This is a genomic window from Streptomyces cucumeris (genome assembly GCF_024295805.1).
GTDB classification, from domain to species: Bacteria; Actinomycetota; Actinomycetes; order Streptomycetales; family Streptomycetaceae; genus Streptomyces; species Streptomyces cucumeris.
In genome coordinates, this window is the sequence record NZ_JANCLX010000001.1 from 271,976 (window position 1) to 297,890 (window position 25,915).

General features: G+C 73.0%; 19 protein-coding genes. 7 read left to right on the top strand and 12 right to left on the bottom strand.

Annotated features, from left to right (window positions below; all coding sequences use genetic code 11):
• Positions 1 to 77 precede the first annotated feature (77 nt).
• The 5 genes from NMK44_RS01340 to NMK44_RS01360 all read right to left on the bottom strand — a co-directional run bounded on the left by NMK44_RS01340 (position 78) and on the right by NMK44_RS01360 (position 6,686).
• Complete coding sequence (locus NMK44_RS01340) at positions 78 to 2,207, bottom strand: 3-hydroxyacyl-CoA dehydrogenase NAD-binding domain-containing protein (RefSeq protein ID WP_254737286.1); 2,130 nt, start codon at positions 2,205 to 2,207, stop codon at positions 78 to 80.
• Entirely contained in the window at positions 2,204 to 3,421 is a 1,218-nt protein-coding gene (locus tag NMK44_RS01345) for a thiolase family protein (RefSeq protein WP_254737288.1), read from the bottom strand. The genes NMK44_RS01340 and NMK44_RS01345 overlap by 4 nt, the downstream gene beginning before the upstream one ends.
• Positions 3,422 to 3,590: 169 nt before the next feature.
• The gene (locus tag NMK44_RS01350; protein WP_254737290.1) at positions 3,591 to 4,868 is read right to left on the bottom strand and encodes an HRDC domain-containing protein; all 1,278 of its coding nucleotides are present in this window, start codon (positions 4,866 to 4,868) and stop codon (positions 3,591 to 3,593) included.
• A gap of 113 nt (positions 4,869 to 4,981) precedes the next feature.
• A complete protein-coding gene (locus NMK44_RS01355; RefSeq protein WP_014175686.1) occupies positions 4,982 to 5,641 on the bottom strand; it encodes a response regulator transcription factor in 660 nt (219 codons plus the stop codon).
• Positions 5,642 to 5,942: 301 nt separating this feature from the next.
• Complete coding sequence (locus NMK44_RS01360) at positions 5,943 to 6,686, bottom strand: DUF3000 domain-containing protein (protein WP_254737292.1); 744 nt, start codon at positions 6,684 to 6,686, stop codon at positions 5,943 to 5,945.
• A 91-nt stretch (positions 6,687 to 6,777) separates the two neighbouring features.
• Between NMK44_RS01360 and hemE the strand changes: the two genes are divergently transcribed.
• The gene (hemE, locus tag NMK44_RS01365; RefSeq protein ID WP_254737294.1) at positions 6,778 to 7,869 is read left to right on the top strand and encodes a uroporphyrinogen decarboxylase; all 1,092 of its coding nucleotides are present in this window, start codon (positions 6,778 to 6,780) and stop codon (positions 7,867 to 7,869) included.
• Between the two features lie 40 nt (positions 7,870 to 7,909).
• Positions 7,910 to 9,352, top strand: a complete 1,443-nt coding sequence (locus NMK44_RS41945; protein WP_302887645.1) for a hypothetical protein — start codon at positions 7,910 to 7,912, stop codon at positions 9,350 to 9,352.
• On the opposite strand, the gene NMK44_RS01380 is transcribed toward NMK44_RS41945, so the two are convergent.
• Positions 9,349 to 10,737, bottom strand: a complete 1,389-nt coding sequence (locus NMK44_RS01380) for an FAD-dependent oxidoreductase (protein WP_254737298.1) — start codon at positions 10,735 to 10,737, stop codon at positions 9,349 to 9,351. The genes NMK44_RS41945 and NMK44_RS01380 overlap by 4 nt on opposite strands.
• 114 nt (positions 10,738 to 10,851) lie before the next feature.
• On the opposite strand from NMK44_RS01380, the gene hemG reads away from it, so the two are divergent.
• Together hemG and hemQ are read left to right on the top strand one after the other, a co-directional pair.
• Positions 10,852 to 12,312 carry a protoporphyrinogen oxidase gene (gene hemG, locus NMK44_RS01385; RefSeq protein WP_254737300.1) on the top strand — a complete coding sequence of 487 codons (1,461 nt, stop codon included), beginning with the start codon at positions 10,852 to 10,854 and terminating at the stop codon, positions 12,310 to 12,312.
• A complete protein-coding gene (gene hemQ / locus NMK44_RS01390; RefSeq protein WP_254737302.1) occupies positions 12,300 to 13,025 on the top strand; it encodes a hydrogen peroxide-dependent heme synthase in 726 nt (241 codons plus the stop codon). The genes hemG and hemQ overlap by 13 nt, the downstream gene beginning before the upstream one ends.
• Positions 13,026 to 13,063: 38 nt before the next feature.
• Here hemQ and NMK44_RS01395 read toward each other — a convergent pair whose 3' ends face one another.
• The 4 genes from NMK44_RS01395 to NMK44_RS01410 all read right to left on the bottom strand — a co-directional run bounded on the left by NMK44_RS01395 (position 13,064) and on the right by NMK44_RS01410 (position 18,285).
• Positions 13,064 to 14,863 (bottom strand): alpha/beta hydrolase, encoded by a 1,800-nt coding sequence (locus NMK44_RS01395; protein ID WP_254737304.1) that lies wholly within the window; start codon positions 14,861 to 14,863, stop codon positions 13,064 to 13,066.
• 100 nt (positions 14,864 to 14,963) lie between these two features.
• Positions 14,964 to 15,770 (bottom strand): TIGR04222 domain-containing membrane protein, encoded by an 807-nt coding sequence (locus NMK44_RS01400; RefSeq protein WP_254737306.1) that lies wholly within the window; start codon positions 15,768 to 15,770, stop codon positions 14,964 to 14,966.
• A gap of 113 nt (positions 15,771 to 15,883) precedes the next feature.
• Entirely contained in the window at positions 15,884 to 16,963 is a 1,080-nt protein-coding gene (locus NMK44_RS01405) for a TIGR04222 domain-containing membrane protein (protein WP_254737308.1), read from the bottom strand.
• 5 nt (positions 16,964 to 16,968) lie between these two features.
• Entirely contained in the window at positions 16,969 to 18,285 is a 1,317-nt protein-coding gene (locus NMK44_RS01410) for an MbnB/TglH/ChrH family RiPP precursor modification enzyme (protein WP_254737310.1), read from the bottom strand.
• Between the two features lie 526 nt (positions 18,286 to 18,811).
• Between NMK44_RS01410 and NMK44_RS01415 the strand changes: the two genes are divergently transcribed.
• On the top strand, positions 18,812 to 20,791 hold the full coding sequence (locus tag NMK44_RS01415) for a transglycosylase domain-containing protein (RefSeq protein ID WP_254737807.1): 1,980 nt from the start codon (positions 18,812 to 18,814) through the stop codon (positions 20,789 to 20,791).
• Positions 20,792 to 20,894: 103 nt separating this feature from the next.
• Here NMK44_RS01415 and NMK44_RS01420 read toward each other — a convergent pair whose 3' ends face one another.
• Together NMK44_RS01420 and NMK44_RS01425 are read right to left on the bottom strand one after the other, a co-directional pair.
• Complete coding sequence (locus NMK44_RS01420) at positions 20,895 to 22,193, bottom strand: polysaccharide deacetylase family protein (protein WP_254737809.1); 1,299 nt, start codon at positions 22,191 to 22,193, stop codon at positions 20,895 to 20,897.
• Between the two features lie 99 nt (positions 22,194 to 22,292).
• Positions 22,293 to 23,687 (bottom strand): hypothetical protein, encoded by a 1,395-nt coding sequence (locus tag NMK44_RS01425; RefSeq protein ID WP_374215218.1) that lies wholly within the window; start codon positions 23,685 to 23,687, stop codon positions 22,293 to 22,295.
• Between the two features lie 216 nt (positions 23,688 to 23,903).
• Between NMK44_RS01425 and NMK44_RS01430 the strand changes: the two genes are divergently transcribed.
• Together NMK44_RS01430 and NMK44_RS01435 are read left to right on the top strand one after the other, a co-directional pair.
• Positions 23,904 to 25,184 (top strand): molybdopterin-dependent oxidoreductase, encoded by a 1,281-nt coding sequence (locus tag NMK44_RS01430; protein WP_254737312.1) that lies wholly within the window; start codon positions 23,904 to 23,906, stop codon positions 25,182 to 25,184.
• Complete coding sequence (locus NMK44_RS01435; RefSeq protein WP_254737314.1) at positions 25,181 to 25,666, top strand: hypothetical protein; 486 nt, start codon at positions 25,181 to 25,183, stop codon at positions 25,664 to 25,666. The genes NMK44_RS01430 and NMK44_RS01435 overlap by 4 nt, the downstream gene beginning before the upstream one ends.
• Positions 25,667 to 25,915 lie beyond the last annotated feature (249 nt).

Genomic DNA, 25,915 nt, shown 5'->3' on the forward strand with positions numbered 1-25,915 from the left:
GGAGACGCCGACGGGGCGCCGGACGGATCGTCAGGGATCCGTCCGGCGCCCGTGGATCAGGGGCCGGGAGGCCGCCGTCAGGCCGGAACGCTGGCCACGCCCGGGGCCAGGAACGGCTTGCCGTTCACCCGCTCCGAGACGCCCTCGCGGTCCAGGTACGGCGTGATGCCGCCCAGGTGGAAGGGCCAGCCCGCACCGGTGATCAGGCACAGGTCGATGTCCTGCGCCTCGGCGACGACGCCCTCCTCGAGCATCAGGCCGATCTCCTGTGCCACGGCGTCCAGCACCCGGTCGCGCACCTGCTCCTCGGTCAGCACGGTGTCGCCCTGCTGCATCAGCGCGAGCACCTCCGGGTCCAGCTCCGGCTTCCCGGAGTCATGGACGTAGAAGCCGCGCTTGCCCGCCTCGACCACGCGCTTGAGGTTCTCCGAGACCGTGAAGCGGTCCGGGAACGCGCGGTTGAGCGTCTGCGAGACATGCAGACCGATGGCCGGGCCGACCAGCTCCAGCAGCACCAGCGGGGACATCGGCAGACCGAGCGGCTCGATGCCCCGCTCCGCCACGTCGACCGGGGTGCCCTCGTCGATGACGTTCTGGATCTCGCCCATGAAGCGGGTCAGGATCCGGTTGACCACGAACGCCGGGGCGTCCTTGGTCAGCACGGCGGTCTTCTTCAGCTTCTTCGCCACGCCGAAGGCGGTGGCCAGCGACGCGTCATCGGTCTGCTCACCGCGGACGATCTCCAGCAGCGGCAGCACCGCGACCGGGTTGAAGAAGTGGAAGCCCACGACCCGCTCGGGGTGCTTGAGCTTGGACGCCATCTCGGAGACCGACAGCGAGGAGGTGTTGGTGGCGAGGATGGCGTGCTCCGGCACGACCGCCTCGACCTCGGCGAACACCTTCTGCTTGACGCCCATCTCCTCGAAGACGGCCTCGATGACGAAGTCGGCGTCACCGAACGCGGCGGCCTTGTCCAGGGAGCCGGTGACCAGGGCCTTGAGGCGGTTGGCCTTGTCCTGGTTGACCCGGCCCTTGAGCAGCAGCTTGTCGATCTCGCCGTGGACGTAGCCGACGCCCTTGTCCACGCGCTCCTGGTCGATGTCGGTCAGCACGACCGGCACCTCAAGACGGCGGGCGAACAGCATCGCGAGCTGCGAGGCCATCAGACCGGCGCCCACGACGCCCACCTTGGTGACCGGACGGGCCAGCGACTTGTCCGGCGCACCGGCCGGACGCTTGCCGCGCTTCTGCACCAGGTTGAAGGCGTAGATACCGCTGCGCAGCTCACCGCCCATGATCAGGTCGGCCAGCGCCTGGTCCTCGGCGTCGAAGCCGTGGTCCAGGTCGCCGTCGCGGGAGGCGTCGATGATGTCCAGCGCCCGGTAGGCGGCCGGGGCCGCGCCGTGCACCTTGCTGTCGGCGACGGCACGGCCGCGGACGACCGCCTCGTGCCAGGCGTCGCCGCGGTCCACCTCGGGCCGGGCGATCCGGATCTCGCCGCGGAGGACGGCCGCGGTCCAGATCAGCGACTGCTCCAGGAAGTCCGCGCCCTCGAAGATCGCGTCCGCGATCCCGAGCTCGTAGACCTGCTGTCCCTTGAGCTGCTTGTTCTGGTTGAGCGAGTTCTCGATGATCACCTTGACGGCGCGCTCGGCGCCGATCAGGTTCGGCAGCAGGGCGCAGCCGCCCCAGCCGGGGACCAGACCGAGGAAGACCTCGGGCAGCGAGAAGGCGGGCAGCGCGGCCGAGACCGTGCGGTAGGAGCAGTGCAGCCCGACCTCGACACCGCCGCCCATCGCCGCGCCGTTGTAGTACGCGAAGGTGGGCACGGCCAGCGAGGACAGCCGCTTGAAGACCGCGTGGCCGCCCTGGCCGATGGCGAGCGCGTCCTCGCGGCTGCGGAGCAGCTCCACGCCCTTGAGGTCGGCGCCGACGGCGAAGATGAACGGCTTGCCGGTGAGGCCCACACCGACGATCGTGCCGTCGGCCGCCTCCTTCTCGACCTGGTCGATCGCCGTGTTGAGGTGGGCGAGCGAGGCCGGGCCGAAGGTGGTCGGCTTGGTGTGGTCCAGGCCGTTGTCCAGGGTGATGAGCGCGAAGCGGCCCGCGTTCTGGGGGAGGTCGAGGTGGCGGACGTGCGCCTGGGTCACGACCTCGTCCGGGAACAGCTCGGCGGCTCCCTTGAGAAGCTCTGCGGTGGTGGTCACTTGTTCCCCTCGAAGTGCGGGTTCTCCCAGATCACCGTGGCGCCCATGCCGAAGCCGACGCACATGGTGGTGATGCCGTAGCGGACCTCGGGCTGCTCCTCGAACTGCCGGGACAGCTGGGTCATCAGACGGACGCCGGAGGAGGCGAGCGGGTGGCCGAAGGCGATCGCGCCGCCGTACTGGTTGACGCGCGGGTCGTCGTCGGCGATGCCGTAGTGGTCCAGGAAGGACAGCACCTGGACGGCGAACGCCTCGTTGACCTCGAACAGGCCGATGTCGTCGATGGTCAGCCCCGCCTTGGCGAGGGCCTTCTTGGTCGACGGGACCGGGCCGTAGCCCATCACCTCGGGCTCGACGCCCGCGAAGGCGAAGGAGACCAGCCGCATCTTGACCGGGAGGCCCAGCTCACGGGCGAAGTCCTCGGAGGCCAGCAGCGAGGCGGTGGCGCCGTCGTTGAGACCGGCGGAGTTGCCCGCGGTGATCCGGCCGTGCGGACGGAACGGGGTCTTCAGCCCGGCCAGGTTCTCCAGCGTGGTGCCCGGGCGCATCGGCTCGTCGGAGGTGGCCAGACCCCACCCGGTCTCGCCGCCCTCGGGGCTGGTGCGGCGCACCGAGATCGGCACCAGGTCCTGCTGGATCTTGCCGTTGGCGTAGGCCTTGGCGGCCTTCTCCTGGCTGCGCACCGCGTACTCGTCGGCCCGCTGCTTGGTCAGGTGCGGCAGCCGGTCGTGGAGGTTCTCCGCGGTCATGCCCATGAACAGGGCCGACTCGTCGACGAGCTTCTCCGAGACGAAGCGCGGGTTGGGGTCGACGGCCTCGCCCATCGGGTGGCGGCCCATGTGCTCGACACCGCCCGCGACCACCGCGTCGTAGGCGCCGAAGGCGATGGAGCCCGCGGTGGCGGTGACGGCGGTCATCGCACCGGCACACATCCGGTCGATGGAGTAGCCGGGGACGGACTGGGGCAGCCCGGCGAGGATGCCCGCGGTGCGGCCGAGGGTCAGGCCCTGGTCACCGATCTGCGTCGTCGCGGCGACGGCGACCTCGTCGATGCGCTCCGGCGGCAGGTCCGGGTTGCGTCGCAGCAGCTCCCGGATGCACTTGACGACCATGTCATCGGCGCGGGTCTCGTGGTAGATGCCCTTCGGGCCCGCCTTGCCGAATGGGGTGCGGACGCCGTCGACGAAGACGACGTCCCTAGCGGTACGAGGCACGTTGGCTCTCCTCCAGGTGCGGGATGGCACTGCTGCGGGCACGCCTGTGACGGCGTGCGCACACCCTCATGCTACTTATGAGTAACCACGGTGCCCAGTCCCCGCCGCCGGAGCGTCGAAGGTCACAGACCCGAGCGGCCGCACACCCCGCCCCTCCCCGTGCCGGACCTCAGGCCGGAGTCGCCTCCAGGGCCCCGGTGAGCACCTCGGCCACCTGGTCGATCTGCCAGGCGCGGGCGCCGTGACCGGCCAGCACGGTGGCCACGGCCTCCGGGCTCGGCTCCTGCGGGGGTTCCCAGCACAGCCGCCGCACGGTGTCCGGGGCGATCAGGTTCTCCTGGGGCAGGTTCAGCCGCTCGGCCAGCGCCGTCACCGCGGCCCGCGCCGCGGAGAGCCGCGCCGCCGCGACCGGGTCCTTGTCGGCCCACGCCCGGGGCGGCGGAGGTCCGGCCACCGGCTGTCCCGGCTGGGGGAGTTCCGTCTCCGGCAGGGCCCGCGCCCGGTCCACCGCGGCCTGCCACTGCTCGAGCTGGCGGCGGCTGATCCGGTGGCCGAAGCCGTTCAGCGCGGACAGCGCCCGCACACTGGTCGGCACCGCGAGCGCGGCCTCGACGATCGCCGCGTCCCCCAGCACCTTGCCCGGGGAGACATCGCGGCGCTGGGCGATCTGGTCCCGGGCCGTCCACAGCTCGCGCACCACGGCCATCTGCCGGCGCCGCCGGACCTTGTGCATCCCCGATGTCCGCCGCCAGGGGTCCTTGCGCGGCGGGGCGGGCGGGGCCGCGGCGATGGCCGCGAACTCCTGGTGCGCCCAGTCCAGCTTCCCCTGCCGGGTCAGCTCCTCCTCCAGCGCGTCGCGCAGGTCCACCAGCAGCTCCACGTCGAGCGCGGCGTAGTGCAGCCAGGGCTCGGGCAGCGGACGGGTGGACCAGTCGACGGCGGAGTGGCCCTTCTCCAGGGCGTAGCCGAGGATGTTCTCGACCATGGCGCCGAGTCCCACCCGGGCGAACCCGGCCAGCCGGCCCGCGAGTTCGGTGTCGAAGAGCCGGGCCGGGACCATGCCTATGTCACGCAGGCACGGCAGGTCCTGGGTCGCGGCGTGCAGGACCCACTCGGTGTCGGCGATGGCGTCCCCCAGCCCCGAGAGGTCGGGGCAGCCGACGGGGTCGATCAGTGCGGTCCCCGCTCCGGCCCGGCGCAGCTGGACCAGGTAGGCCCGCTGTCCGTAGCGGTAGCCGGAGGCACGCTCGGCGTCCACGGCCACCGGTCCGTGGCCCGCGGCGAAGGCCGCCACGACCTCGGCGAGCGCGTCCGCGTCCGCGGTGACGGGCGGGATGCCCTCGCGCGGCTCCAGCAAGGGGACCGGCGCCGGGGGGAGGTCGTCCGGAGGAGCGCCCCCGGTGGTTCGCAGTGTCGTCTCTGCTGCGGTCTCTTGGGCGTCGGTCACCTGTCAAGGGTAGCTGTGTACGCCGGGTACGCAGGGCGCCCGTCGACGGAACGTTCCGTCGACGGGCGCGGAGACCGGCGGGGCGGCGCGGTGGGCGGGTGGGTGGATACGGCTCAGTGGATGATCCCGGTACGCAGTGCGACCGCGACCATTCCGGCACGGTCGCCGGTGCCCAGCTTGCGGGCGATCCGGGCGAGGTGGCTCTTCACGGTGAGGGCGGACAGGCCCATCGAGACGCCGATGGCCTTGTTGGACTGGCCCTCCGCAACCAGCCTCAGCACCTCGACCTCGCGGCCCGACAGCTCCCGGTAGCCCCCGGGGTGGCCGGGCGCGCCCGGCGGGCGGCGGTGCATCCGGGCGGCGGCGCCGAGCGGGGCGGCGCCCGGACGGCCCGGGATGCCCAGGTTGGTGCGGGTGCCGGTGACGACGTAGCCCTTGACCCCTCCGGCCAGGGCGTTGCGTACGGCGCCGATGTCGTCGGCGGCGGAGAGGGCGAGGCCGTTCGGCCAGCCCGCGGCCCGGGTCTCGGACAGGAGGGTGAGGCCGGAGCCGTCGGGGAGGTGGACATCGGCGACGCAGATGTCCCGCGGGTTGCCGATTCGGGGACGGGCCTCCGCGATGGACGACGCCTCGATGACGTCGCGCACCCCAAGGGCCCACAGATGACGGGTGACGGTGGAACGAACGCGGGGGTCGGCGACGACGACCATGGCCGTCGGCTTGTTCGGGCGGTAGGCGACCAGGCTGGACGGTTGCTCGAGGAGAACAGACACCAGGCCTCCTGGGAAGTGGTGGGACGGGTCACCACGTCCTTCGGCACCGATCCGGCCGGGCTTTAGAGAATGATCACGATTTGGTGAGTAACAATTCGGGCAATTAGGACGGCTTTTCGATCAATGGCGTTCTTTTTCGGGACCCGGCGCTCCCCGGACCGCTCCGGGGGGCGCTCCCGCCGGGGCGCGACCCCCGGGCGGGCGCGCGGGTGCCGGGGTCCGAAGGGGGCGGACCGCGGGGTCGGTCATGGCCGGCCGCCGCCGCGGGCCGGAGCGCCCCGGCGGCGGACCGGGTCCGGCCTCACCGCGGCTGCGGTCCCCGGCGCTGCGGCAGGGAGACGACGCCCGCCTCGGCGGCCCCCGCCGGGGGCAGACCCGCGATCTGGCACAGCAGATCGCACCAGGCGGCCAGGTGCGCACCGGTGTCCGGGACGCCCGGCTCCGCCGCGTCCCCGCCCGGCCGCTCCTCCGGGTGCCGAGGGCCGGGGCGGGCCGGTTCGGGGGCCGGATGCTCCGAGGGGGTCCAGGAGGCGCGGATCTCGATCCGGGTGGACGGCTCCCGCTCGCCCATCGCGCCGAAATAGTGCGAGCTGGCCCGGGTCACCGTGCCGCTGGGCTCGCCGTAGGACAGCCCGCGCGCCTCCAGCGCGCCGGTCAGCCAGGACCAGCACACCTCGGGCAGCAGCGGGTCGGCCGCGATCTCCGGCTCCAGATCCGCGTGGACCAGCGTGACCAGGCGGAACGTTCCCTGCCAGGCGTCGTGCCCGGCCGGGTCGTGCAGCAGGATCAGCCGCCCCTCGGCCAGCTCGTCGTCCTCGTCCGCACCGTCCCCGCCGTCCTCGGTGACCACGGCCTCCAGGGCGTACGAGAAGGGGGCGAGCCGCCGCGGGGGTGGGGTCGGGTCGAGCTCCACCTCGGGCCGCACCCGCACACCGCGGAGCCCGGCGACCGCACGCCGGAAGGCGCGGGGGGCGCCCTCCCCACCCGCGTCCGTGTCGTCAGCCCCGTCAGCACCGTTCGAGAGGTGTCCTTGAACCGCTGCCATGCCCGGAAGACTAGGCGCATCGAGGGCCTCAATCGGGGAGGAACACCCGGGTTGGCGGGTCACTCGTTCGGCCCGTGCGAAGATTTGGGGCATGAGCGCCACAGAGCGGCCCTCGGGCCAGCAGCAGACCGGCCGTTCCGCGACCCGTGCCACCGACGGTTCGGCCTTCGTGCGGGCCTGCCGGAGGGAGCCGGTGTCGCACACCCCGGTGTGGTTCATGCGGCAGGCCGGGCGCTCGCTGCCGGAGTACCGCAAGGTCCGCGAGGGCACCGCGATGCTGGAGTCCTGCATGCGGCCCGACCTGGTCACCGAGATCACGCTGCAGCCGGTGCGCCGCCACCAGGTGGACGCGGCGATCTACTTCAGCGACATCGTGGTGCCGCTCAAGGCCATCGGTCTCGACCTCGACATCAAGCCCGGGGTCGGCCCCGTCGTGGAGCAGCCGATCCGGACCCGGGCGGATCTGGAGCGGCTGCGTCCGCTCGAGCCGGACGATGTGAAGTACGTCACGGAAGCCGTCGGGATGCTCGTCGGCGAGCTCGGTGCCACCCCGCTGATCGGTTTCGCGGGTGCGCCTTTCACGCTCGCCAGCTATCTCGTGGAGGGCGGCCCCTCGCGCAACCACGAGCACACCAAGGCCCTGATGTACGGGGACCCGGAGCTGTGGGCCGAGCTGCTGGACCGGCTCGCGGACATCACCGCGGCCTTCCTGAAGGTCCAGATCGAGGCGGGCGCCTCGGCGGTCCAGCTCTTCGACTCCTGGGTCGGCGCCCTGGCCCCGGCCGACTACCGGCGCAGCGTGATGCCCGCCTCCACCAAGGTCTTCGATGCCGTCGCCGGATACGGCGTCCCGCGGATCCACTTCGGCGTCGGCACCGGTGAGCTGCTGGGGCTGCTGGGCGAGGCGGGCGCGGACGTCGTCGGCGTCGACTGGCGGGTGCCGCTGGACGAGGCCGCCCGCCGGGTGGGCCCCGGCCGGGCCCTCCAGGGCAACCTCGACCCCGCGGTGCTCTTCGCCCCGCGCGCGGCGGTGGAGACCAAGGCGGCCGAGGTGCTGGACGCGGCCCGGGGCCTGGAGGGACATATCTTCAACCTCGGCCACGGGGTGCTGCCGACCACCGATCCGGACGCGCTGACCCGGCTCGTGGAGTACGTCCACACCCACACCGAGCGCTCGGTCTGACGGCCGGAACCGCGCCAGGACACCGCGCGTCGTTTCGATCATGAACGACTTGGACGCCGACGCCGTCGGGGAACTGACCGGCACCTGGGACGAGATCTGGCTCTACGGCGACGCCCGGGAGGACGAGTACGACCGCGCGGTGCTCGACTGCGCGGCCCGGCTCGCGGCCGATCCCGGCGGTCCGTCGGCGTATGTCTGGACCCTCGGCCTGGTGATGATGGCGCCGTACGTCAGCGGTCTGCGGGCCGAGGAGCTGACCGCCCCCGTGCGGGACGCCCTCGCCGCCGCCGACGGCGCCCTGCGCGACCGGCCCTGCGACCACGCCTCGCACCCCTACCGGACGACCTATGGCGACAGCGCCGAGGACCTCGCCGAGGACCTGCGGCTCACCGCCGACGAGACGGCGGTCTGGGAGCCGTCCGCGCCCCGCGAGGAGTGGCGCTGCCCGCGTAATGTCGCCGGGTTCGCGCGGATCGCCTCGAACATCGTGGAACCCGGGTCGGCCGGGGACGTCCCGCCCCGGCTGCCGAGGGAGGACCTGCGGAGGATCAAGGAGCTCTCGGCGCTCCTCGAGGGCTATCCCGAGGGCGGGACCGACGAGGAGGTGGCGGCGGCGGGACGCGATCTGAGCCTCGCCGACGATCCGCTGGACACCGCCGGGTACGTCCTGCTCGTGCGGGCGGTGAGCTGGCACGCGGTCTCCGGGATGGTCCGCGCCGGGTTCGTCCTCGACGAGCTGATCGACGGGCTGGAGAAGGCACTCACCGGGTTCGCCGGGGCCGGGTGCGGGCACCGGACGCATCCGGCGCTCTCCGACAGCGGACCGGAGGCCGCCGAACTCGGCGTCGTCCTCAGCAGCCCCGCCGGACGTGAGGTCTTCGAGCACGGCTGGGGGAACAAGGGGATGGCCGCCCTGCTGTGCCCCGCCTTCATCGCCGGTCACGCCGAGGAGACGCTGGAGCTGCTGCGGACCGGCCGGGAGCGGCTCTTCGGGCGCCGGGACACCTCCGCCCTGGACGCCGCGTACCTGCGCCCGGACGGACGGCTGGAGATCGGGCTGATCGTCGAGCGGCTCCAGGACACCTCCCCCCAGCAGCCGCACGGCCTGGACCTCGGACTGTGGGCCGCCCGCCGCCACGCCGGGGCCACCGACCCGCGGGAGCGCGCCGTACTGCTGCTGACCGCCGGTCAGACGATGCGCACCGCCTACCCGGACCCACCGGTCTCGGTGCTGCGCGACGTCGTACCGGCGCTGCGCGCCGCCGTCGCCGCCCGGCCCGAGGGGGAGTGCGCGCACCCCGCCCATCCGGTGCCGGACCGCGGCGGGTTCCTCGACGGACTGCCGCATCTGTACGCGCCCGAGGAGCACCCGGCGCCCGAGGGCGCCCTGGACCCGGACGCCTGGACATGCCCGTGGTTCCTGGCCGGCTACGCGCGGGACCGGCTGACGCCCCTGGAAGGGCTGCTGGACGAGGACGGCTAGGCCGACTCCGCCGCCCGTACCTGCGCCGCCGCCTGACGCGCCGCCACCTGCACCGGGTCCCACACCGGTGAGAACGGCGGTGCGTAGCCCAGGTCCAGTGCGGCCACCTGGGCCACCGTCATCCCGGCGGTGAGCGCCACCGCCGCGATGTCCACGCGTTTGCCCGCGCCCTCGCGCCCCACGATCTGCGTGCCCAGCAGCCGTCCCGTACGGCGCTCGGCGAGCATCTTCACGGTCATGGGGCGGGCGCCGGGGTAGTACCCGGCCCGGCTGGTCGACTCGGTGGTGACGGTCACGAACCGCAGCCCCACGGCCGCCGCCTCGGTCTCCAGCAGCCCGGTGCGGGCGATCTCCAGATCGCAGACCTTGCTGACGGCCGTGCCCACGACCCCGGGGAAGGTGGCGTAACCGCCGCCCACATTGGTGCCGATGACCTGGCCCTGCTTATTGGCATGGGTGCCCAGCGGGATGTGCCGGGTGCGGCCGGAGACCAGGTGGGGCACCTCCACGCAGTCGCCGCCCGCCCAGATGTGCTCCTGGCCGCGGACCCGCATCGCCAGATCGGTCAGCAGCCCGCCGGACTCGCCCAGCGGCAGCCCCGCCGCACGGGCGAGTGCGGTCTCGGGGGTCACCCCGAGCCCCAGCACCACCAGTTCGGCCGGATACTCACCGGCCGTGGTGGCCACGCCCCGCACCCGGCCGTCCTCACCGGTCATCACCTCGGTGACCTCGGCGCCGGTGACCGTGTCGATGCCCATCCCGGTCATCGCCTCGCGCACCAGCCGCCCCATGTCGGGGTCGAGCGTGGCCATCGGCTGCTCGCCCCGCTCCAGCACGGTCACCCGGCAGCCGCGCCGCACCAGGGCCTCGGCCATCTCCACCCCGATGTACCCCGCGCCGACCACCACCGCGCGCTCGACGCGGGTGCCCTCCAGGGTGTCCAGCAGCGCCCGGCCGTCGTCCAGGGTCTGCACACCGTGTACCCCGGGCGCGTCGATCCCCGGCATGGCCGGGCGGCGCGGCCGGGCGCCGGTGGCGATCACCAGGTCGTCGTAGTCGTACCAGCGCCCGCCGACCTCCGGCCGCTCGAGGTCACGGACCAGGACCCGCTGTCCGGCCGGATCGATCTCGATCGCCTCGGTGCGGGTCCGGACGTCGATACCGCGGCCGCGGTGGGTCTCGGGGGTACGGGCGACCAGGGAGTCGGGGCCGTCCACGTCACCGCCGACCCAGTAGGGGATGCCACAGGCCGAGTACGAGGTGAAGTGGCCGCGCTCGAAGGCCAGGATCTCCAGCTCGCCCCGGCCGCTGAGTCTGCGTGCCTGGGACGCGGCGGACATCCCCGCCGCGTCGCCCCCGATGACCACCATCCGCCGCGCCGCCATGGCCCGTGCCCCCTCCGCCGCCGTATGTCGTGGACCCTGCCGGGCCCACGCTACGGGCGCGACGGGCCACCCGGCCCGCGCGGCACGGGGAGTGGGGTCTGAGACAGTGGGGACATGAACGCGAGCAGCACCCCCGGGGCGGGGCGTACCGGTCATGTGGTCGTCATCGGTGGCGGGATCTCGGGGCTGGCGGCGGCCCACCGGCTGCTGGAGGCCGGGGCGCGGGTGACCGTCCTGGAGGCGACGGAGCGACTGGGCGGCAAGCTGCGCGCGGGGGAGATCGAGGGCGTTCCGGTGGACCTCGGCGCCGAGTCGATGCTCGCCCGGCGCCCGGAGGCGGTGGACCTGGCGCGCGCGGTCGGCATCGGTGAGCGCCTCCAGCCCCCGGCGACGGCGAACGCCTCCCTGTGGACGCGCGGCGAACTGCGGCCGCTGCCCAAGGGACATCTGATGGGCGTGCCCGGGGAGCTCGGCCCGCTGGCCGATTCGGGGGTGATCTCGCGGGAGGGGCTCGCGCGGATCGCCCAGGAGGAGACGCTGCCTCCCACGGAGGTCGGCGAGGACGTGGCGCTCGGTGAGTTCATCGCGGCACGGCTCGGCCGGGAGGTCGTCGACCGGCTCGTCGAGCCGCTGCTCGGCGGGGTGTACGCGGGCGATGTCTACCGCACCTCGATGCGCGCGTCGGTGCCCACCCTGTTCGAGGTGGCGCGCTCCGGGCGCCCGCTGACCGAAGGGGTGCGGGAGCTGGTCGGGCGGGCCGCGCGGCGCCAGGACGGCCCGGTCTTCATGGGGATCGACGGCGGCGTCGGACGGCTGCCGCTCGCGGTCGCCGACGCGGTGCGCGCCCGGGGCGGCGAGATCCGCACCCACACCCCCGTACGGGAGCTGCGGCGGACCGCCGACGGCTGGACCGTCGCCACCGACGGCGGCGCGCTCCTGGCCGAGGCGGTGGTGCTGGCCGCTCCCGCGCCCGCCGCCGCGCGGCTGCTCGCCGCCGACTCCCCGGCCGCCTCGGCCGAGCTGGCCACCGTCGACTACGCCTCCATGGCACTGATCACCATGGCCTTCCGCCGCGCGGACGTGGACGCGGTCGCCCGGGGCAGCGGCTTCCTGGTGCCGCCGGTCGACCGCCACAGGATCAAGGCGGCCACCTTCTCCAGCCGCAAATGGGGCTGGCTGCGGGAGGCGGACTCCGGACTGTTCGTGCTGCGTACCTCGATCGGGCGGTTCGAGGACGAGGACGACCTGAGCCGCGACGACGTCGATCTGGTAGGGATGTCGCTCACCGATCTGGGCGAGGCGGTCGGCCTCACCGCCCGTCCGGTCGCCACCCGGGTCGACCGCTGGGACGGCGGACTTCCGCAGTACCCGGTGGGCCATCTGGACCGGGTCGCGCGTATCCGCGCGGAGGTCGCCAAGCTGCCGGGGCTGCGGGTGTGCGGCGCGGTCTACGACGGTGTCGGCATCCCCGCGTGCGTCGCCAGCGCCCGCCGGGCCGCCGATGAGGTGCTGGAGCACACCGGGGCCACCCTGGGGCCGGACGCCGGAGGCCGGGGGCGAGAATGGGGAGCATGACTGCTGCTCCTGACAAGACTCCCCACGCCGGCAAGAAGGCCAAGGACCTCAACGAGGTCATCCGCTACACCCTGTGGTCGGTGTTCCGGCTGCGCGATGTGCTGCCGGAGGACCGCACCGGCTACGCCGACGAGGTCGAGGAGCTCTTCGCCCAGCTCGCCGCCAAGGACGTCACCGTGCGCGGCACCTACGACGTCTCCGGGCTGCGCGCCGACGCGGACGTCATGATCTGGTGGCACTCGGAGACCTCCGACGCCCTCCAGGAGGCGTACAACCTCTTCCGTCGCACCCGGCTCGGGCGGGCCCTGGAGCCGGTCTGGTCGAACATGGCGCTGCACCGCCCCGCGGAGTTCAACAAGTCGCACATCCCCGCCTTCCTCGCGGACGAGCAGGCGCGTGACTACGTCAGCGTCTACCCCTTCGTGCGCTCCTACGACTGGTACCTGCTGCCCGACGAGGACCGCCGCCGGATGCTCGCCGACCACGGCAAGATGGCCCGCGGCTACCCCGACGTGCGCGCCAACACCGTCGCCTCCTTCTCGCTCGGCGACTACGAGTGGATCCTCGCCTTCGAGGCGGACGAACTGCACCGGATCGTCGACCTCATGCGTCATCTGCGCGCCTCCGAGGCGCGCCGCCATGTGCGCGAGGAGGTGCCGTTCTACACCGGACGGCGCAAGGAGGTCTCCGAGCTGGTCGCCGGGCTCGCCTGACGGGACTCCACCACCGCCGCGCCCGGGGCGTCAGTCCCTCACGGGGTCCCGGGCAGTGCGGCGGGCTGCTTGCCGGAGTCGGGCAGCGGGGCGGGTTCCGGCTGCGGGTCCGGCTGTGCGCGGCCCGCGCAGTCGGCGCTCCGGCCGGGGACCTTCCCGGTCAGCAGATAGGTGTCGACATGGCGGTTGACGCAGTCGTTGGGCCCGCCCCACAGCCCGTGCGTCCCCGCGTTCCGCTCGGTCACCAGGGAGGAGCCGGGCAGCCGCCGCCACAGCTCCTTCGCCCCCGCGTAGGGCGTGGCCGCGTCGCGTTCGGCCGCCAGCAGCAGGACCGGTGGCAGGGCACCGCGGCCCCGCCCGGTGGAGGTTCCAGCACCGACGTCGACGGGGCGCTGGTGCTTCAGCGGCCAGAACGCGCACGGCAGGTTCATCGCGACGTTGTCCCACGTCTCGAAGGGCGCCCGGCGGGCCAGCGCGGTGTTGTCCCGGTCCCAGGTGGCCCAGGTGCGCGGCCAGGGCGCGTCATTGCACTCCACCGCCGTGTAGACGGCGGTGCCGTTCTCGTCCTCGGCCGCCGTGGCGGGGTCCGGCGCGGCCAGGGCGGTCAGCGGGGCGGGGTCGCCGCGCAGATAGGCGGCCAGCGCCCGGGCGCTCGGGTCCCAGTAGGCGTCGTTGTAACCGGTCCGCAGGAACGCGTTCTGGAGCTGTGCGGTGCCCACCGTCCCCGCGGGTTCCCGCGTCAGCCGCGCCCGCGCCTTCTCGTACGAGGCGAGCACCCGCGCCGCGGTGCCGCCGAGGTGGTAGACGGCGTCATGGCGGGCCACCCAGGTGCGCCAGTCCCGCCACCGGCGCTCGAAGGCGAGTGACTGCTCCAGGTTGTTGCGGTACCAGATCTGCCAGGGGTCGGGGTTGACCACGCTGTCGAAGACCATCCGCCGCACATGGCCGGGGAAGAGCGTGGCGTACACCGCGCCGTAGTACGTGCCGTACGAGGCGCCCATGAAGGTCAGCCGCCGCTCGCCGAGCGCGGCGCGCAGTACGTCGAGGTCCCGGGCGTTGTTGAGGGTGGTGTAGTGCGCGAGCGCGGATCCCGCGCGGCGGGCGCAGCCGCGCGCGTACGCCTGCGCCCGGGTCACCAGGCGCCGTTTGAACGCCGCCGACGGATGAGGCGGTGAGCTGGTCGGCGCCTTGGCGTACGCGGCGGGCGACTGGCAGGACAGCGGTGCGGAGCGGCCGACCCCCCGGGGCGCATAGCCGACGAAGTCGTACACCGCCGCCACCCGCCGGAACCGCTCCTCGGTCGCGTACGAGGGGAACGCCATCCCGGTGGCGCCGGGTCCGCCCGGGTTGTAGACCAGCGCCCCCTGGCGGCGGGCCGCGGGGCCGGTGGCGCGCACCCGGCTGACGGTGAGCGAGATCTGCGGGCCGTCGGGCCGGGCGTAGTCCAGCGGGACGGAGACCGTGCCGCAGGCGATGGGGGCGGTCAGCCCCTCGGCGAGGGGGCAGCGGCCGAAGTCGATTCCGCGGGTGGTGGCCCGCCGGGCGGCGAGCGCGAGCCCCCGGGCCTCGGCGGAGCGGCCGGCGGGAGCCGCCGCGGCCGGAGCGGGGGAGGCGGGGGACGCGGACCAGGCGGGCGCGGCCGTGGCCCCGGCGGTCCCGGCGGCTCGGGCCCGGCCGTCGACGGCGCCGGTGGCGGCCGCCCCGGCCGCCCCGGTCGCCGCGGGGGAGGCGGCGGACGCGGCCAGCGGACGCCCGGTGGCCGGGGTCGCGAGCAGTGTGGTCATCCCCAGTGACAGGGACAGCGGTCCGAGGATGCCGTACAGCGCTGCTGCTCTCACAAGCCATCCCTTTCCGCGGTGCGCGGTGCTGCGTGACGCGATAAAAGGCATGTTTCGTCCGGTTGTTGGCTGTGTAAAGCACCGCGTGGCGGTGTCGGGGTCATTGACCCCAATGCGCCTTCAGCGCCGCGCGCAGCGCGGGATCGGAGAGCGCGGCGGTGCCGTGGACCGCGACCGCGGTGAGCAGCTCGCCGTCGTCACCGCCCGGATCGGCCGCCGCTCCGCCGCCCCGTGCCGCGGCCCGGCGCGGCGGGACGTCGATCCGGCCCAGCAACTGCTGTCCGGCCGGGGACGCCCAGCGCGAGTAGGGGTGCGCCTCCACCCGGGCGATCACCAGACAGGCCGCGGTGAGGAGCAGCGGCAGGATGAACCAGGCCGCCACCGGTCCGTGCCCCGGCGCGGGCGGCACCAGCAGCAGCGCGCCCGCGGCCGACAGCAGCACCAGCACACATGCCGCCCCGACCTGCCGCACCGCGGCGGCCACATCGGTCCGCGCGGCGGCGGAGACCGCGAGCCCCGCGTCCACCAGCCGGTCGGCCAGGGCCCGCACCGGTTCGGCGGCGGCGAGCGCGGTCCGGACGGCCGGTACGGGCGACTGGCCCTCGGGGCCTATCGCGGAGATCACCGAACGTTCGAGCTCGTCGCGGCCCTCGGGGTCCACCACCGTGACCCAGCCGGTGTGCGCGAGCAGCAGACGGCGCTCGCGGTACATCGCCACCAGCGCGAGATCGCCGACCCGGCGCGGGCCGCCCGCCAGGAAGGCCGTCTCGTACAGGTCCAGCGCCGCCCTGCCCACCGCCGGATCGGGATCCAGGGGGTGGGCGGCGGCGACCGCTGCCCGGCACAGCCGGACGCAGCTGATCACCGCGGCACCCCAGGCGACGAGCAGGAACGGGACCCACAACATGGCCGAGTTCTACTGGACCGGGCCCCGGCGCGCCACAGTTTTCACGATGTGGAACGGCACGGGCGGTTCACGCACCCCCGACGGGAGCGTCCGCGCCGTGCCGTCCCGGAGGCTCAGCCGCCGCAGCCCCCGCCGCCACCGCAGCTCGAACCACCCCCGCAGCTCGATCCGCCGCCGCATGAGGAGCCACCCCCGCAGGAGGACCCGCCCCCGCAGGAGGAGGCGCTGCCGCAGGAGGAGCCGCCGCCCCCACCGTCTCCGCCGCACCACCCACCGTCGGAGGAGTCCCCCACGGAGATGCTGACGTCCCCGCCGAAGCCGCCCGACGCGGCGGCCGAGGCCGCGCCCGCCTCCAGGAGCTGGTCCCGCAGTGCCTCGTCCGCGGTCAGCGCCACCGCGCCGCCCAGGGCGACGGCCACCGCCACGCCGGTCACGGCCTGGGCGCCGTACGGGTCGTGGTGATGGCCCGGTCCGTGGCCCCCCGGCCCGGACGGGCCCGGACGGTCGTCCGGCACCGTGGCGGGCGGAGGAGCGGCCGAGGCACGGTGCTCCGCCGCCGAGGTGTACGTCCGCAGCGCCCGCTTCCCGGCCCCGGTCACCCGGTGCCGGCCCGCGGTCGCGCAGGCCGCGCCGGTGACGAAGCCGAGGAACAGCGCGGGGAGGACCGCGACGATGAACGGCAGTTCGGCCCGGCTGTCGCCGTCCTGGGCGACCGTGACCCAGATGCCTACGAACACCCCCGCCCAGGAGGCCACGATCTGCGTGATCGCCCAGCGCCGCCAGAAGCGGATCCGCTCGGGCCGCGCCATCAGCCCCCGGCGCGCCAGCCCGTCGCCGATCGCCTGCACCTCCAGACTGCGCATCAGCTTCCGGCGCAGCAGGGCCAGTCCGCCGTGCGGAGCCTGGGCGCAGTGCCTGAGCAGTGCGTTCTCCACGGGGTGGCGCCCGACCGGCTGCCGCACCGAGACCACGCCGGGGCCGCCGACCGCGAGCCGTCCGTCGTTGTGCATCGCGCTGATCACGGTGTCGGCCACCCGGCCGGGCCCGCCCGCCAGGAAGGCCGCCTCCAGGGCGTCGTGCGCCTCGGGGGCCGCCGTGGCCCCGCCCGCGGTACGGGACCTGACGGTGCCCGTGATGAGGGTCGCGATGGAGGCGGCAGCCGCCAGGTAGACCAGGACCACTGTCGTCATCATGTCCGTCACCTTCCGCTCAGGGCGTGGCGCAGGGCGCGGGTGAGGCGTGCCGCGGGGTTCGCCCGCAGCGGTGCCGGTCCCGACCGCTCCTTCCACCACTGGGTCAGCCGCCGCCGTGCCGCCGGGTCCCGGGGCAGGTCGTCGGCGAGTAGATGCTCGGCGAACGACAGGGCGTCGCGGCGGTAGCCGCCGGTCATCGGGCGGCGGTCCGCGTACGCCAGGAAGGCGCTGCGGAACCCGTCGCCCAGGATCTCCGGCAGCTCGGGCGCCACATGGGCGATCACCGAGGCACGCTTGGCCGTCAGCGCCGCGCTCTGGACGCGCAGCCGCCGCCGGTCGAAGCCTTCGGGGGCCGGGGTGCCCGCGACGAGCGCGGACAGCAGGGAGGTCTGGGCGAGCGCGAGCCGCTGCCGGGCGGCGTCGAGCGCGGCCTCACCGGGGCCGCCGGCCGCGGGGCGGGCCTCTGGGGCTCCGGGGGCCCACGGGGTCGCGGGCGCCGTCCCCGCCGCCGTCACCGCGCGGATCGCGTCGAGTTCGCCCGCCAACTCCCCGGCCGGGGGAAAGTCCTCATCGCGCTCCAGCAGCACTCCGGGCGGCGCCGTCCGCGCGCACAGCTCGGCGAGGACGTCCAGGACGGGCTGGGTCACCGGATGGGCGTGGCTGTCGTGCCACACCCCGTCCCGCTCCACCCCGCCCGCCACATGGACATAGGCGATGGCCTCGGTCGGCAGCTCGTCCAGTGCCTTGGCCGGGTCCTCGCCCCGGTTGACGTGGTTGGTGTGGAGATTGGCGACGTCGATCAGCAGCCGGACCCCGGTCCGCTCCACCAACTCGGCCAGAAACCGCCCCTCCGTCATCTCCTCACCGGGCCAGGAGATCAGCGCCGCGATGTTCTCCAGCGCGAGCGGCACCGGCAGGGCATCCTGCGCGATCCGCACGTTCGCGCAGAGCACGTCGAGCGCGTCCCGGGTACGGGGCACGGGCAGCAGATGGCCCGCCTCGATCACGGGGGAGGCGGTCCTCGTGCCCCCGGCCCGTACGAACGCGATGTGCTCGGTGACCAGCGGGGCGCCCAGCGCCTCCGCCCGTTCGCCGAGCGCCTTGAGCCGCTCGGCGTCGGGCGGTTCCGCCCCGCCCAGGCCCAGGGAGACGCCGTGCGGCACCACGGTGGTGCCGCGCTCCCGCAGCCGCTCCAGCGCGTCGGGCACATGGCCGGGGCAGATGTTCTCCGCGACCACCTCCACCCAGTCGATGCCGGGCAGTCCCGCGATGTCATCGGCGATTTCCGGTCGCCAGCCGATTCCGGTACCGAGGCGCACCATGCTCCCCCTCCTCGTTCCGTCCCGCGTTCCCCGCGGTGTGTTCTCGCGTGCCGGGGTAATGACCCCACAGGAACAGGACGAACCCCCGGCCCGTATGGTTCAGAGGTTCATTTGAGCTTCGGGGGCACGCTCCGGGAGACCCGTCGGGGGCGGGGACGGGGCCGTCCCCGGGCCCGGCGGACGCCCCGGAGCCCGCGCGGCGGCGGATGTCCGGGCTGATGTGAATGGTCACCGGGCGTCCTGAGTTGCGGAATATCGTCACTGTTACAAAATTTTGGTCCCCTGTGGCGACAGGTGTTCGGAGGGGAAAATAGGATCGTGTGGTCGTGAGGGGATGGAAGATCACACCTTTGTGCCGCGCCCGCGCGCGGAGTGAGCGTGGGGGCAAGACGTGCAGGGCAGTAGCGACAACAACGCGGCGGGGAAGCACCGGAAGCACCGCCGTGCCGCGCCGCCGAAGGTCCGGGGCGGGGGGCCGGTTTTCCCGGGGCGCCGCCGCCGTTCGGCGGCCTCGGGGCGCGGGCTCATGCGGGTGCGCCGCTGGATGGCCGGACGGGTCCGGCTGGACTACCCCCGGGCGGGCCGCAGGGGGGTGTTGCGCTGGCTGCCGTCCTGGCGCCAGACGTCCCTGCTCTTCCTCTTCTGCGTGGGAATCCTCACCGGGCTGCTGAGCTTTCTCTATCTGCGGACCGACATACCCGAGGACCTGAACGACTTCGCGACCCAGCAGGACAACGTCTACTACTGGGCCGACGGCAGCGAGATGGCCCGCACCGGACCGGTCAACCGCCAGGAGGTCCCCCTCGGCAAGGTGCCGGAAAAGGTCCAGTGGGCCGTGCTGGCCGCCGAGAACGCCAGTTTCTACTCCGACAGCGGGGTTTCGCCCAGCGGGCTGATGCGCGCGGTGACCCGGATGGTGACCGGCGGGGAGACCCAGGGCGGCTCCACCATCACCCAGCAGTACGTGAAGAACGCCTATCTGAACCAGCGCCAGACATTCTCCCGCAAGCTCACCGAGATGTTCATGGCGATCAAGCTGGACGACCGGATGAGCAAGCAGGAGATTCTCCAGCGCTATCTGAACACCAGCTGGTTCGGCCGGGGCACCTACGGCATTCAGCGGGCCGCCTATGCGTATTACGGCAAGGACGTCTCAGAGCTGAATGCGAGTGAGGGCGCGATGCTCGCCGCCCTGCTCAAGGGCGCCGGGTCGTTCGACCCCACGCTCGGTGAGGAGAACCGCCAGCGGGTGACGGAGCGCTGGGAATGGGTGCTCGACCGGATGGTGGACATCGGAAAGCTCTCGCGTGAGGAGCGCGCGAAGTACACCAAGTTCCCCGAGCCCAAGGCGCCGCCCAAACCCGCGGGGCTGACCGGACAGGTCGGATATCTGGTGGAGACCGCGCGGGCGTACGTCAGCTCCCACACCGATATCTCCGACGCCGACTTCGACCTCGGCGGGTACCAGATCCACACCACCTTCGAGAAGCCGAAGGTGACGGCGCTGGCCAAGTCGGTGAAGAAGGCGCGCGCCTCGTTCGACCCCGATGAGCGGCGCGGTGACCGCCATGTGCGGATCGGTGCCGCTTCGGTGGCCCCGGACGGCAGGATCGCCGCGCTGTACGGCGGACCGGGCTATCTGGAGCAGGGTTTCAACGACGCCAACGCCTCCAACGTGCCCGCCGGTACGGCGTTCACCCCGTTCGTCTACGCCGCCGGGCTGCGCGACGGCGTACTGCTGGACCGCGAAGGTCCGCGGAAGCCCGTGACGCCCACCAGTCTCTACGACGGCAACAACAAGGTGGCCGTGCGGACTCCGGAGGGGCCGTACTGGGACCGCAGCGGGAAGATCGTGCGGGCGAACAATGAAGGCGACCAGTCCTACGGCCAGGTCAGCCTGCGCCAGGCCCTGGTGCAGTCGATCAACACCCCGATGATGCAGCTCGGCATGGACGTCGGGCTGGACCGGGTCCGTCGCGCCTCCATCGACGCGGGGATGCTGCCCAGCAGCTTCGGCGCCCGGGTGCCCGCGTTCTCGCTCGGTACCGCCACCCCCAGCTCGATCCGGATGGCCAGCGCCTACGGGACGTTCGCCGCCCAGGGGATGCACGCACCGCCGTACTCGGTCACCGGACTCACCCGCAACGGGGACAAGTTCCAGCTCCGCAGGGACGCCACGAAGCGGGCGTTCAGCGCGACGGTCGCCAACCAGGTGGACGACGCGCTGCGCGGCGCGGTCCAGAGCGAGTCGGGTTCGGCGCGGGCCGCCCGGGTGGCGGGACCCGAGGTGGCGGGGAAGCGCGGGATGTCCCAGGACGACACCTCGGCCTGGTTCATCGGCTACACCAAGAAGCTGTCGACGGCGGTGTCCCTGTCGCGGGTGGATCCCAAGACCCAGGAGCTGCTGCCGCTGGAGGACTTGGGCGGGGCGGGCGCGGTCTCCTCGGTGGACGAGTATCCGCTGTCCATCTGGACGCGCTATATGACGGCGGCCGGCCGGAAGTGAGAACCGGCCGGGTATACCGGCCGGGAGTGACAATCGTCCGGGCATGAAAAGGAATCACCCCCGGGAGAAATCCCGGGGGTGAGGGAGAACGGATCCGGACAGGCTACTTCTTGGTGAAGGTCCGCCAGTCCGGGGATTCCGCCGGATCCAGCATCCGCAGTTTCGCGAGGACTTCCGGGTCCTGGGCGTCCAGCCAGTCGGCGAGCTGCTTGAACGATACGCACCGCACACCTTCACGAGGGCAGACGCTCCGCATCACGTCCTCGATGGCCTGCATATAGATGCCGCCGTTCCAGTCCTCGAAGTGGTTTCCGATGAACAGCGGGGCGCGGCTGCCGTGGTAGACGCGGTCGAAGCCGTTCAGATAGCCCTCACGGGTCAGCCGCTCCCACTCCGGGTACTTCGCCGGATCGCCCTCGGTGCTGTCCCCGGACTGGTTGAAGAGGAAGTTGAAGTCCATCGACAGGACCTGCTTCTCGCTCTCCGGGTACGGCACCAGTTGAAGGGGGAAGTTCCAGATGTCATTGACCTTCGACGGCCAGATCTGGAAGTCGCCCGGTGAACTGGCGTCATAACGCCAGCCGAGTGACTTGATCACCGGGAGCAGATTCTTCTGCCCCTCCAGACACGGCGCGCGTCCGCCCGCCAGTTCCACGTCGTAGTCGAAGGGCAGGGGCTTGATATCGGTGAAGCCGGTGTTGGTCTTCCAGTTCTTCACAAACGAATACGCCTGCTCGGTCTCGCTCTTCCACTCCTCGGTGGTCCAGTCCTGACCGCCCTTGGTGCCGCAGAAATGACCGTTGAAGTGGGAGCCGATCTCGTTGCCCTCCCGCCAGGCACCGCTGAGCTGTTGCAGCGTCTCCCGGATGTGCTCATCGGTCGGGAACGATATGGCGGCCGACCCCTGCTTGTGCTGGGGCGGCCGGTAGAGACCGCTCTTGGACTTGGGCAGCAGATACATACCGCTCAGGAAGAACGTCATGGTGGCGTTCGACTCCCGCGCGACCTGGCGGAACCGCGAGAAGAGCTCGTCGTCGCCCTCCAGGGCGCCGTCCCAGGAGAACACCACGAACTGCGGTGGTTTCTCACCGGGCTTGAGCTTCCGCGGCTTCAGCTGTTTGGGCTGCGGGCCCGTATAGGAAGTGGAGCCGTCACCGAGGACCTTGACCTTGCCGTCCCAGTCGGCGTACTTCTCCTTCTTCTTTTTCGCCTCCTTGGGCAAGCGGTCCGACCTCGGGGAGGCGGCGGCCGCCGGGACGTCTCCGTCCGGTGTGTCCCCCACACCTCCGCGCGAGGTCAGGGCTATCAGCAGGGCCACCACGACGGCCACGGCGGTGAGCGCGCCGAGGGGCCCCACCACTCCGTGGGCACTCCGCGCGATTAAAGTCTTCCACGCCTTCATGATCTTCAGCGCCTTCAACGGGTCCGCCCCCAGCACCAGTACAGATGTACGTCCCCTCCAGTATCACAGAAGTATCACCTGCTCTTCACATCGGTCCCGTCACCATCCGGTGAGCAGCAGATGATTGATGAGAAGTGCCACCGTGGCCTGGACCATAAGCCAGCGGCGCCGGTCCCGCACGGGCAGCAGAGCGGTTCCGGGCAACGTCCACAGGAGGAACGGCAGCCAGATGCGTTCCGTCTCCGCCTTGCTCATACCGGACAGATCGGCCACGGCCAGGGCGAGCAGCGCGGCGGAGGTCAGCACCAGCAGCGCGTCCGGGGCACCGGGCGCGCCTCCGCGCAGCCGCCGCAGCGCCCCCGGGGCGGCTGCCGCCACCCGGCGCGCACCGGCCACACAGGCCGGGCCCGCGGCCACCCCCGCCACGGCGAGATTGGCCCATACCCAGTAGGCGTACGGCCGGTCCGAGGCCACGCCCTGGTAGTAGCGCTCGACCAGCAGGTCGTACCCCTCCCACCAGGCGAATCCGGACAGCGTGAACACCCCCGCCACCAGGGCGACTCCGCCCAGAACCCAGGGCAGCGGCCGCACCGTGCGGGCCAGGAGCAGTACGGCCAGGGCGGGCAGCGCCAGCAGGGTGAGCCCGTAGGAGAGATAGGCGGTGAACCCCAGCAGCAGCCCCGAGGCCAGCGCCACGGCGCCCGGCGCGCGCACCGTACGCCGCGCCGCGAGCGCCAGCAGCGCCAGACCCCAGGCGGCCACGGCCGCGAAGTAGCCGTCCGCGGAGGCACCGGCCCACACCGCCGTCGGGGCCAGCACCAGGAACGGGGCGGCGGTGCGGGCCGCCCGCTCCTCGCCCAGCGCGCGCAGGGCCACCAGCACCGCGACCGCCGCCGAACTCCCCACCGTGACGCAGAACGCGCCCGCCCACGCGCCGCCGACCAGTCCCAGCCGGTCGAGCCCGACGAACGTGAGCACCGCACCCGGCGGATGGCCCGCGATATGCGCCGGCCAGTGGTCGGGCTGGGTCAGCAGGATGTGATCGGTGAACCCGCGCAGTGCCGCGCCGATGTCGTCGAAGCGGTCCACACCGCGCAGATACTCATGGCGCTGGGTCAGCCGCCCGGCCAGCCCCCTCCCCCAGCCGTCGACCAGCGCCAGCGCCCAGGTCCACGCCATGGCCGTCCCCCACACCGCCACCAGCAGCCCGCGCCACGGCAGCCGCAGCGCGAGCCGCGGTCCGTGGACGACGACGAGCACGGCGACGGCCAGTGCGGCGGGCGTACCCGGCCCCACATGGGGCAGCCAGTCGGCGTACAGCGGCGCCCAGTCGACGTACAGGGAGTGGTCGGCGCGCTGGATCAGGGTGCCGACGACGGCGGCGACCGCGAACAGGACGGCGCCCGCCACGGCGGTCAGCACATCGAGGCGGCGGCCGGACCGCGGGTCCTGGACGGTGCCCGGCTCGCGGTCGCCGGGGGAGGGGGACCGCACGGGGCGGAGGGGGAGCTTCGCAGGGCGGAGGGGGAGCTTCACGGCCTCACGCTACGTCCCGGCACCGGCCGGAGGGGCGCCGCGCCGCGACCCGTCACCGAACCGTCAGATCCGTGCGGTGTCCTGTGCCGCGTCCCGGCATCACCGGGCTGACGTCAGCGTTTCGTCATCGGTTCACATCCCCGGAAAGCCCCCTGACGGCTCTACGGTCGAGCCATGAGCCCCCCTTCCCACCCCGGCAGCGGGCGCCGCACCCCGTGGCGGAGCCCCCTGCGCGGTCCCTGGCTGACGTCCGTCTTCGGACTGCTGCTGCTCGTCGGCATCCCCGTGCTCTTCGTGACCGGTCTGCTCTCGTACGCGGCGTACAACCCCGACCTCTCCCCGGTCAACGACAAGACACCGGACAAGGGGCTGCTCGGCTTCTACCTCTTCTCCTGGCCGACGAACCCCTCCTGGCTCTACCGCGTCACCCAGGGCGTCCACGTCACGCTCGGCATCGTGCTCATCCCCGTCCTGCTGGCCAAGCTCTGGTCGGTCGTCCCCAAGCTCTTCGAACGGCCGCCGGTGCGGTCCCTGGCGCACGGGCTGGAACGGCTGTCGCTGCTGGCCCTGGTCGGCGGCGGGCTCTTCGTGTTCGCCACCGGTGTGCTCAACGTCCAGCTGAACTACATCTTCCCGGGGTCCTTCTACCCGCTGCACTTCTACGGGTCCTGGGTCTTCATGGCCGCCTTCGTCGTCCACGCGGTGCTGCGCTTCCCCCGGATGGTGCGTTCGCTGAAGGGTCGTGATCTGCGGGCCGAGCTGCGCACCCCGGTCTCGCGCACCACGCCGGAACCACCCGACGAGACCGGTCTGGTGAGCCCCGACCCCGCCCCGCCCACCATCTCGCGCCGTGGCGCGCTCGGCATGGTCGGTGCCGGATCGGCCGCCCTGCTGGTGGTGACCGCGGGTCAGAGCATCGGCGGACCGCTGCGCGAGACCGCGCTGCTCGCCCCGCACAACCGCGAACCCGGCCGGGGCCCCAACGGCTTCCAGATCAACAAGACCGCCGCGGCCGTCGGCATCACCGCCCGCGACATGGGCGCCGACTGGCGGCTGGTGCTGCGCGGCGGGGACCGCGAACTCACCCTGACCCGCCAGGAGGTGCTGCGGCTGCCCCAGCACGGCGCGGCGCTGCCCATCGCCTGTGTGGAGGGCTGGTCCACCCCCGACCAGCGGTGGGAAGGGGTACGGCTGGCCGATCTCGCCGCGCTCGTCGGTCTCGGCGAGCGGGCGCCGGGCGTCCTGGTGGAGTCCCTCCAGCAACACGGTTCCTTCCGTACCGTCGCCCTCCGCGACAACCAGGTCCGCGACCCGCGCTCACTGCTCGCCCTCAAGGTCAACGGCGCGGAACTGTCACCGGACCACGGCTACCCCGCGCGGATCATCGTCCCCAACGCACCCGGCGTGCAGAACACCAAATGGGTCACACGGCTGAGCTTCGGGGAGACGGAATGAGGCGCTTCGGCTTCCGGCGCGGATACGGCGATTCGCCGTGGCATCTGCTCGCGCTGCTCTGCTCGTTCGCGCTGACCGCGTATGCCGGGGTCCGGCTGCTCGACGGCGACTGGCTGGGCATCCTGCTCTGGATCGTGGGCGCGGCGATCCTGCACGACCTGGTGCTGCTGCCGCTGTACGCGCTCGCCGACCGTGCGCTGAGCGCGGCCCAGCCCGCCCCGGCCTCCTGGATCAACCATGTCCGGGTGCCCGCCTTCCTCTCCGGGCTGTTGCTGCTGGTGTGGTTCCCGCTGATCTTCGGTGAGCAGAAGCGGCGCTACGAACGCTCGACCGGGCTGTCCGCCGATGTCTTCCTGGGACGCTGGCTGTTGATCAGCGCCGCGCTGTTCGCGGCGTCGGCCCTGTGGCTGGGCCTCCGGCTCTGGCGCGCCCGCGCCGGCCGGGCTCCGCGGCCGAGCCCGCCCGCGCCGAGCGAGTCCTGACCGGAGCCTCCGTACGGCAGTGCCCCGCCTCGCGAACCAGCCCGCTCCGGGCGGGTCCGCGAGGCGGGGCGAGGCGTTTCCCGGTGTCGCCGCGGTGCGGTGTGCGGGGGGTTTGCCGCCGGGCGACGAGCCGACCGCCCAGGTGGTGCATGCGTGTCGGGGGCGGACAGACCGGTGGGGGGGGGGGGGGGGGGGGGTGACCGCCCCCCCCCCCCCGGGGGGGGGCGGGGGGGGGGGGCGCCGGGGGGG

Excerpts from the sequence above, each read along its gene's own strand:
- NMK44_RS01360 (WP_254737292.1), bottom strand. The coding sequence starts at position 6,686 with ATGGCAGCGGTTCAAGGACACCTCTCGAACGGTGCTGACGGGGCTGAC.
- hemE (WP_254737294.1), top strand. The coding sequence starts at position 6,778 with ATGAGCGCCACAGAGCGGCCCTCGGGCCAGCAGCAGACCGGCCGTTCC.
- NMK44_RS41945 (WP_302887645.1), top strand. The coding sequence starts at position 7,910 with ATGAACGACTTGGACGCCGACGCCGTCGGGGAACTGACCGGCACCTGG.
- NMK44_RS01380 (WP_254737298.1), bottom strand. The coding sequence starts at position 10,737 with ATGGCGGCGCGGCGGATGGTGGTCATCGGGGGCGACGCGGCGGGGATG.
- hemG (WP_254737300.1), top strand. The coding sequence starts at position 10,852 with ATGAACGCGAGCAGCACCCCCGGGGCGGGGCGTACCGGTCATGTGGTC.
- hemQ (WP_254737302.1), top strand. The coding sequence starts at position 12,300 with ATGGGGAGCATGACTGCTGCTCCTGACAAGACTCCCCACGCCGGCAAG.
- NMK44_RS01400 (WP_254737306.1), bottom strand. The coding sequence starts at position 15,770 with ATGTTGTGGGTCCCGTTCCTGCTCGTCGCCTGGGGTGCCGCGGTGATC.
- NMK44_RS01405 (WP_254737308.1), bottom strand. The coding sequence starts at position 16,963 with ATGATGACGACAGTGGTCCTGGTCTACCTGGCGGCTGCCGCCTCCATC.
- NMK44_RS01410 (WP_254737310.1), bottom strand. The coding sequence starts at position 18,285 with ATGGTGCGCCTCGGTACCGGAATCGGCTGGCGACCGGAAATCGCCGAT.
- NMK44_RS01415 (WP_254737807.1), top strand. The coding sequence starts at position 18,812 with ATGCGGGTGCGCCGCTGGATGGCCGGACGGGTCCGGCTGGACTACCCC.
- NMK44_RS01420 (WP_254737809.1), bottom strand. The coding sequence starts at position 22,193 with ATGAAGGCGTGGAAGACTTTAATCGCGCGGAGTGCCCACGGAGTGGTG.
- NMK44_RS01430 (WP_254737312.1), top strand. The coding sequence starts at position 23,904 with ATGAGCCCCCCTTCCCACCCCGGCAGCGGGCGCCGCACCCCGTGGCGG.
- NMK44_RS01435 (WP_254737314.1), top strand. The coding sequence starts at position 25,181 with ATGAGGCGCTTCGGCTTCCGGCGCGGATACGGCGATTCGCCGTGGCAT.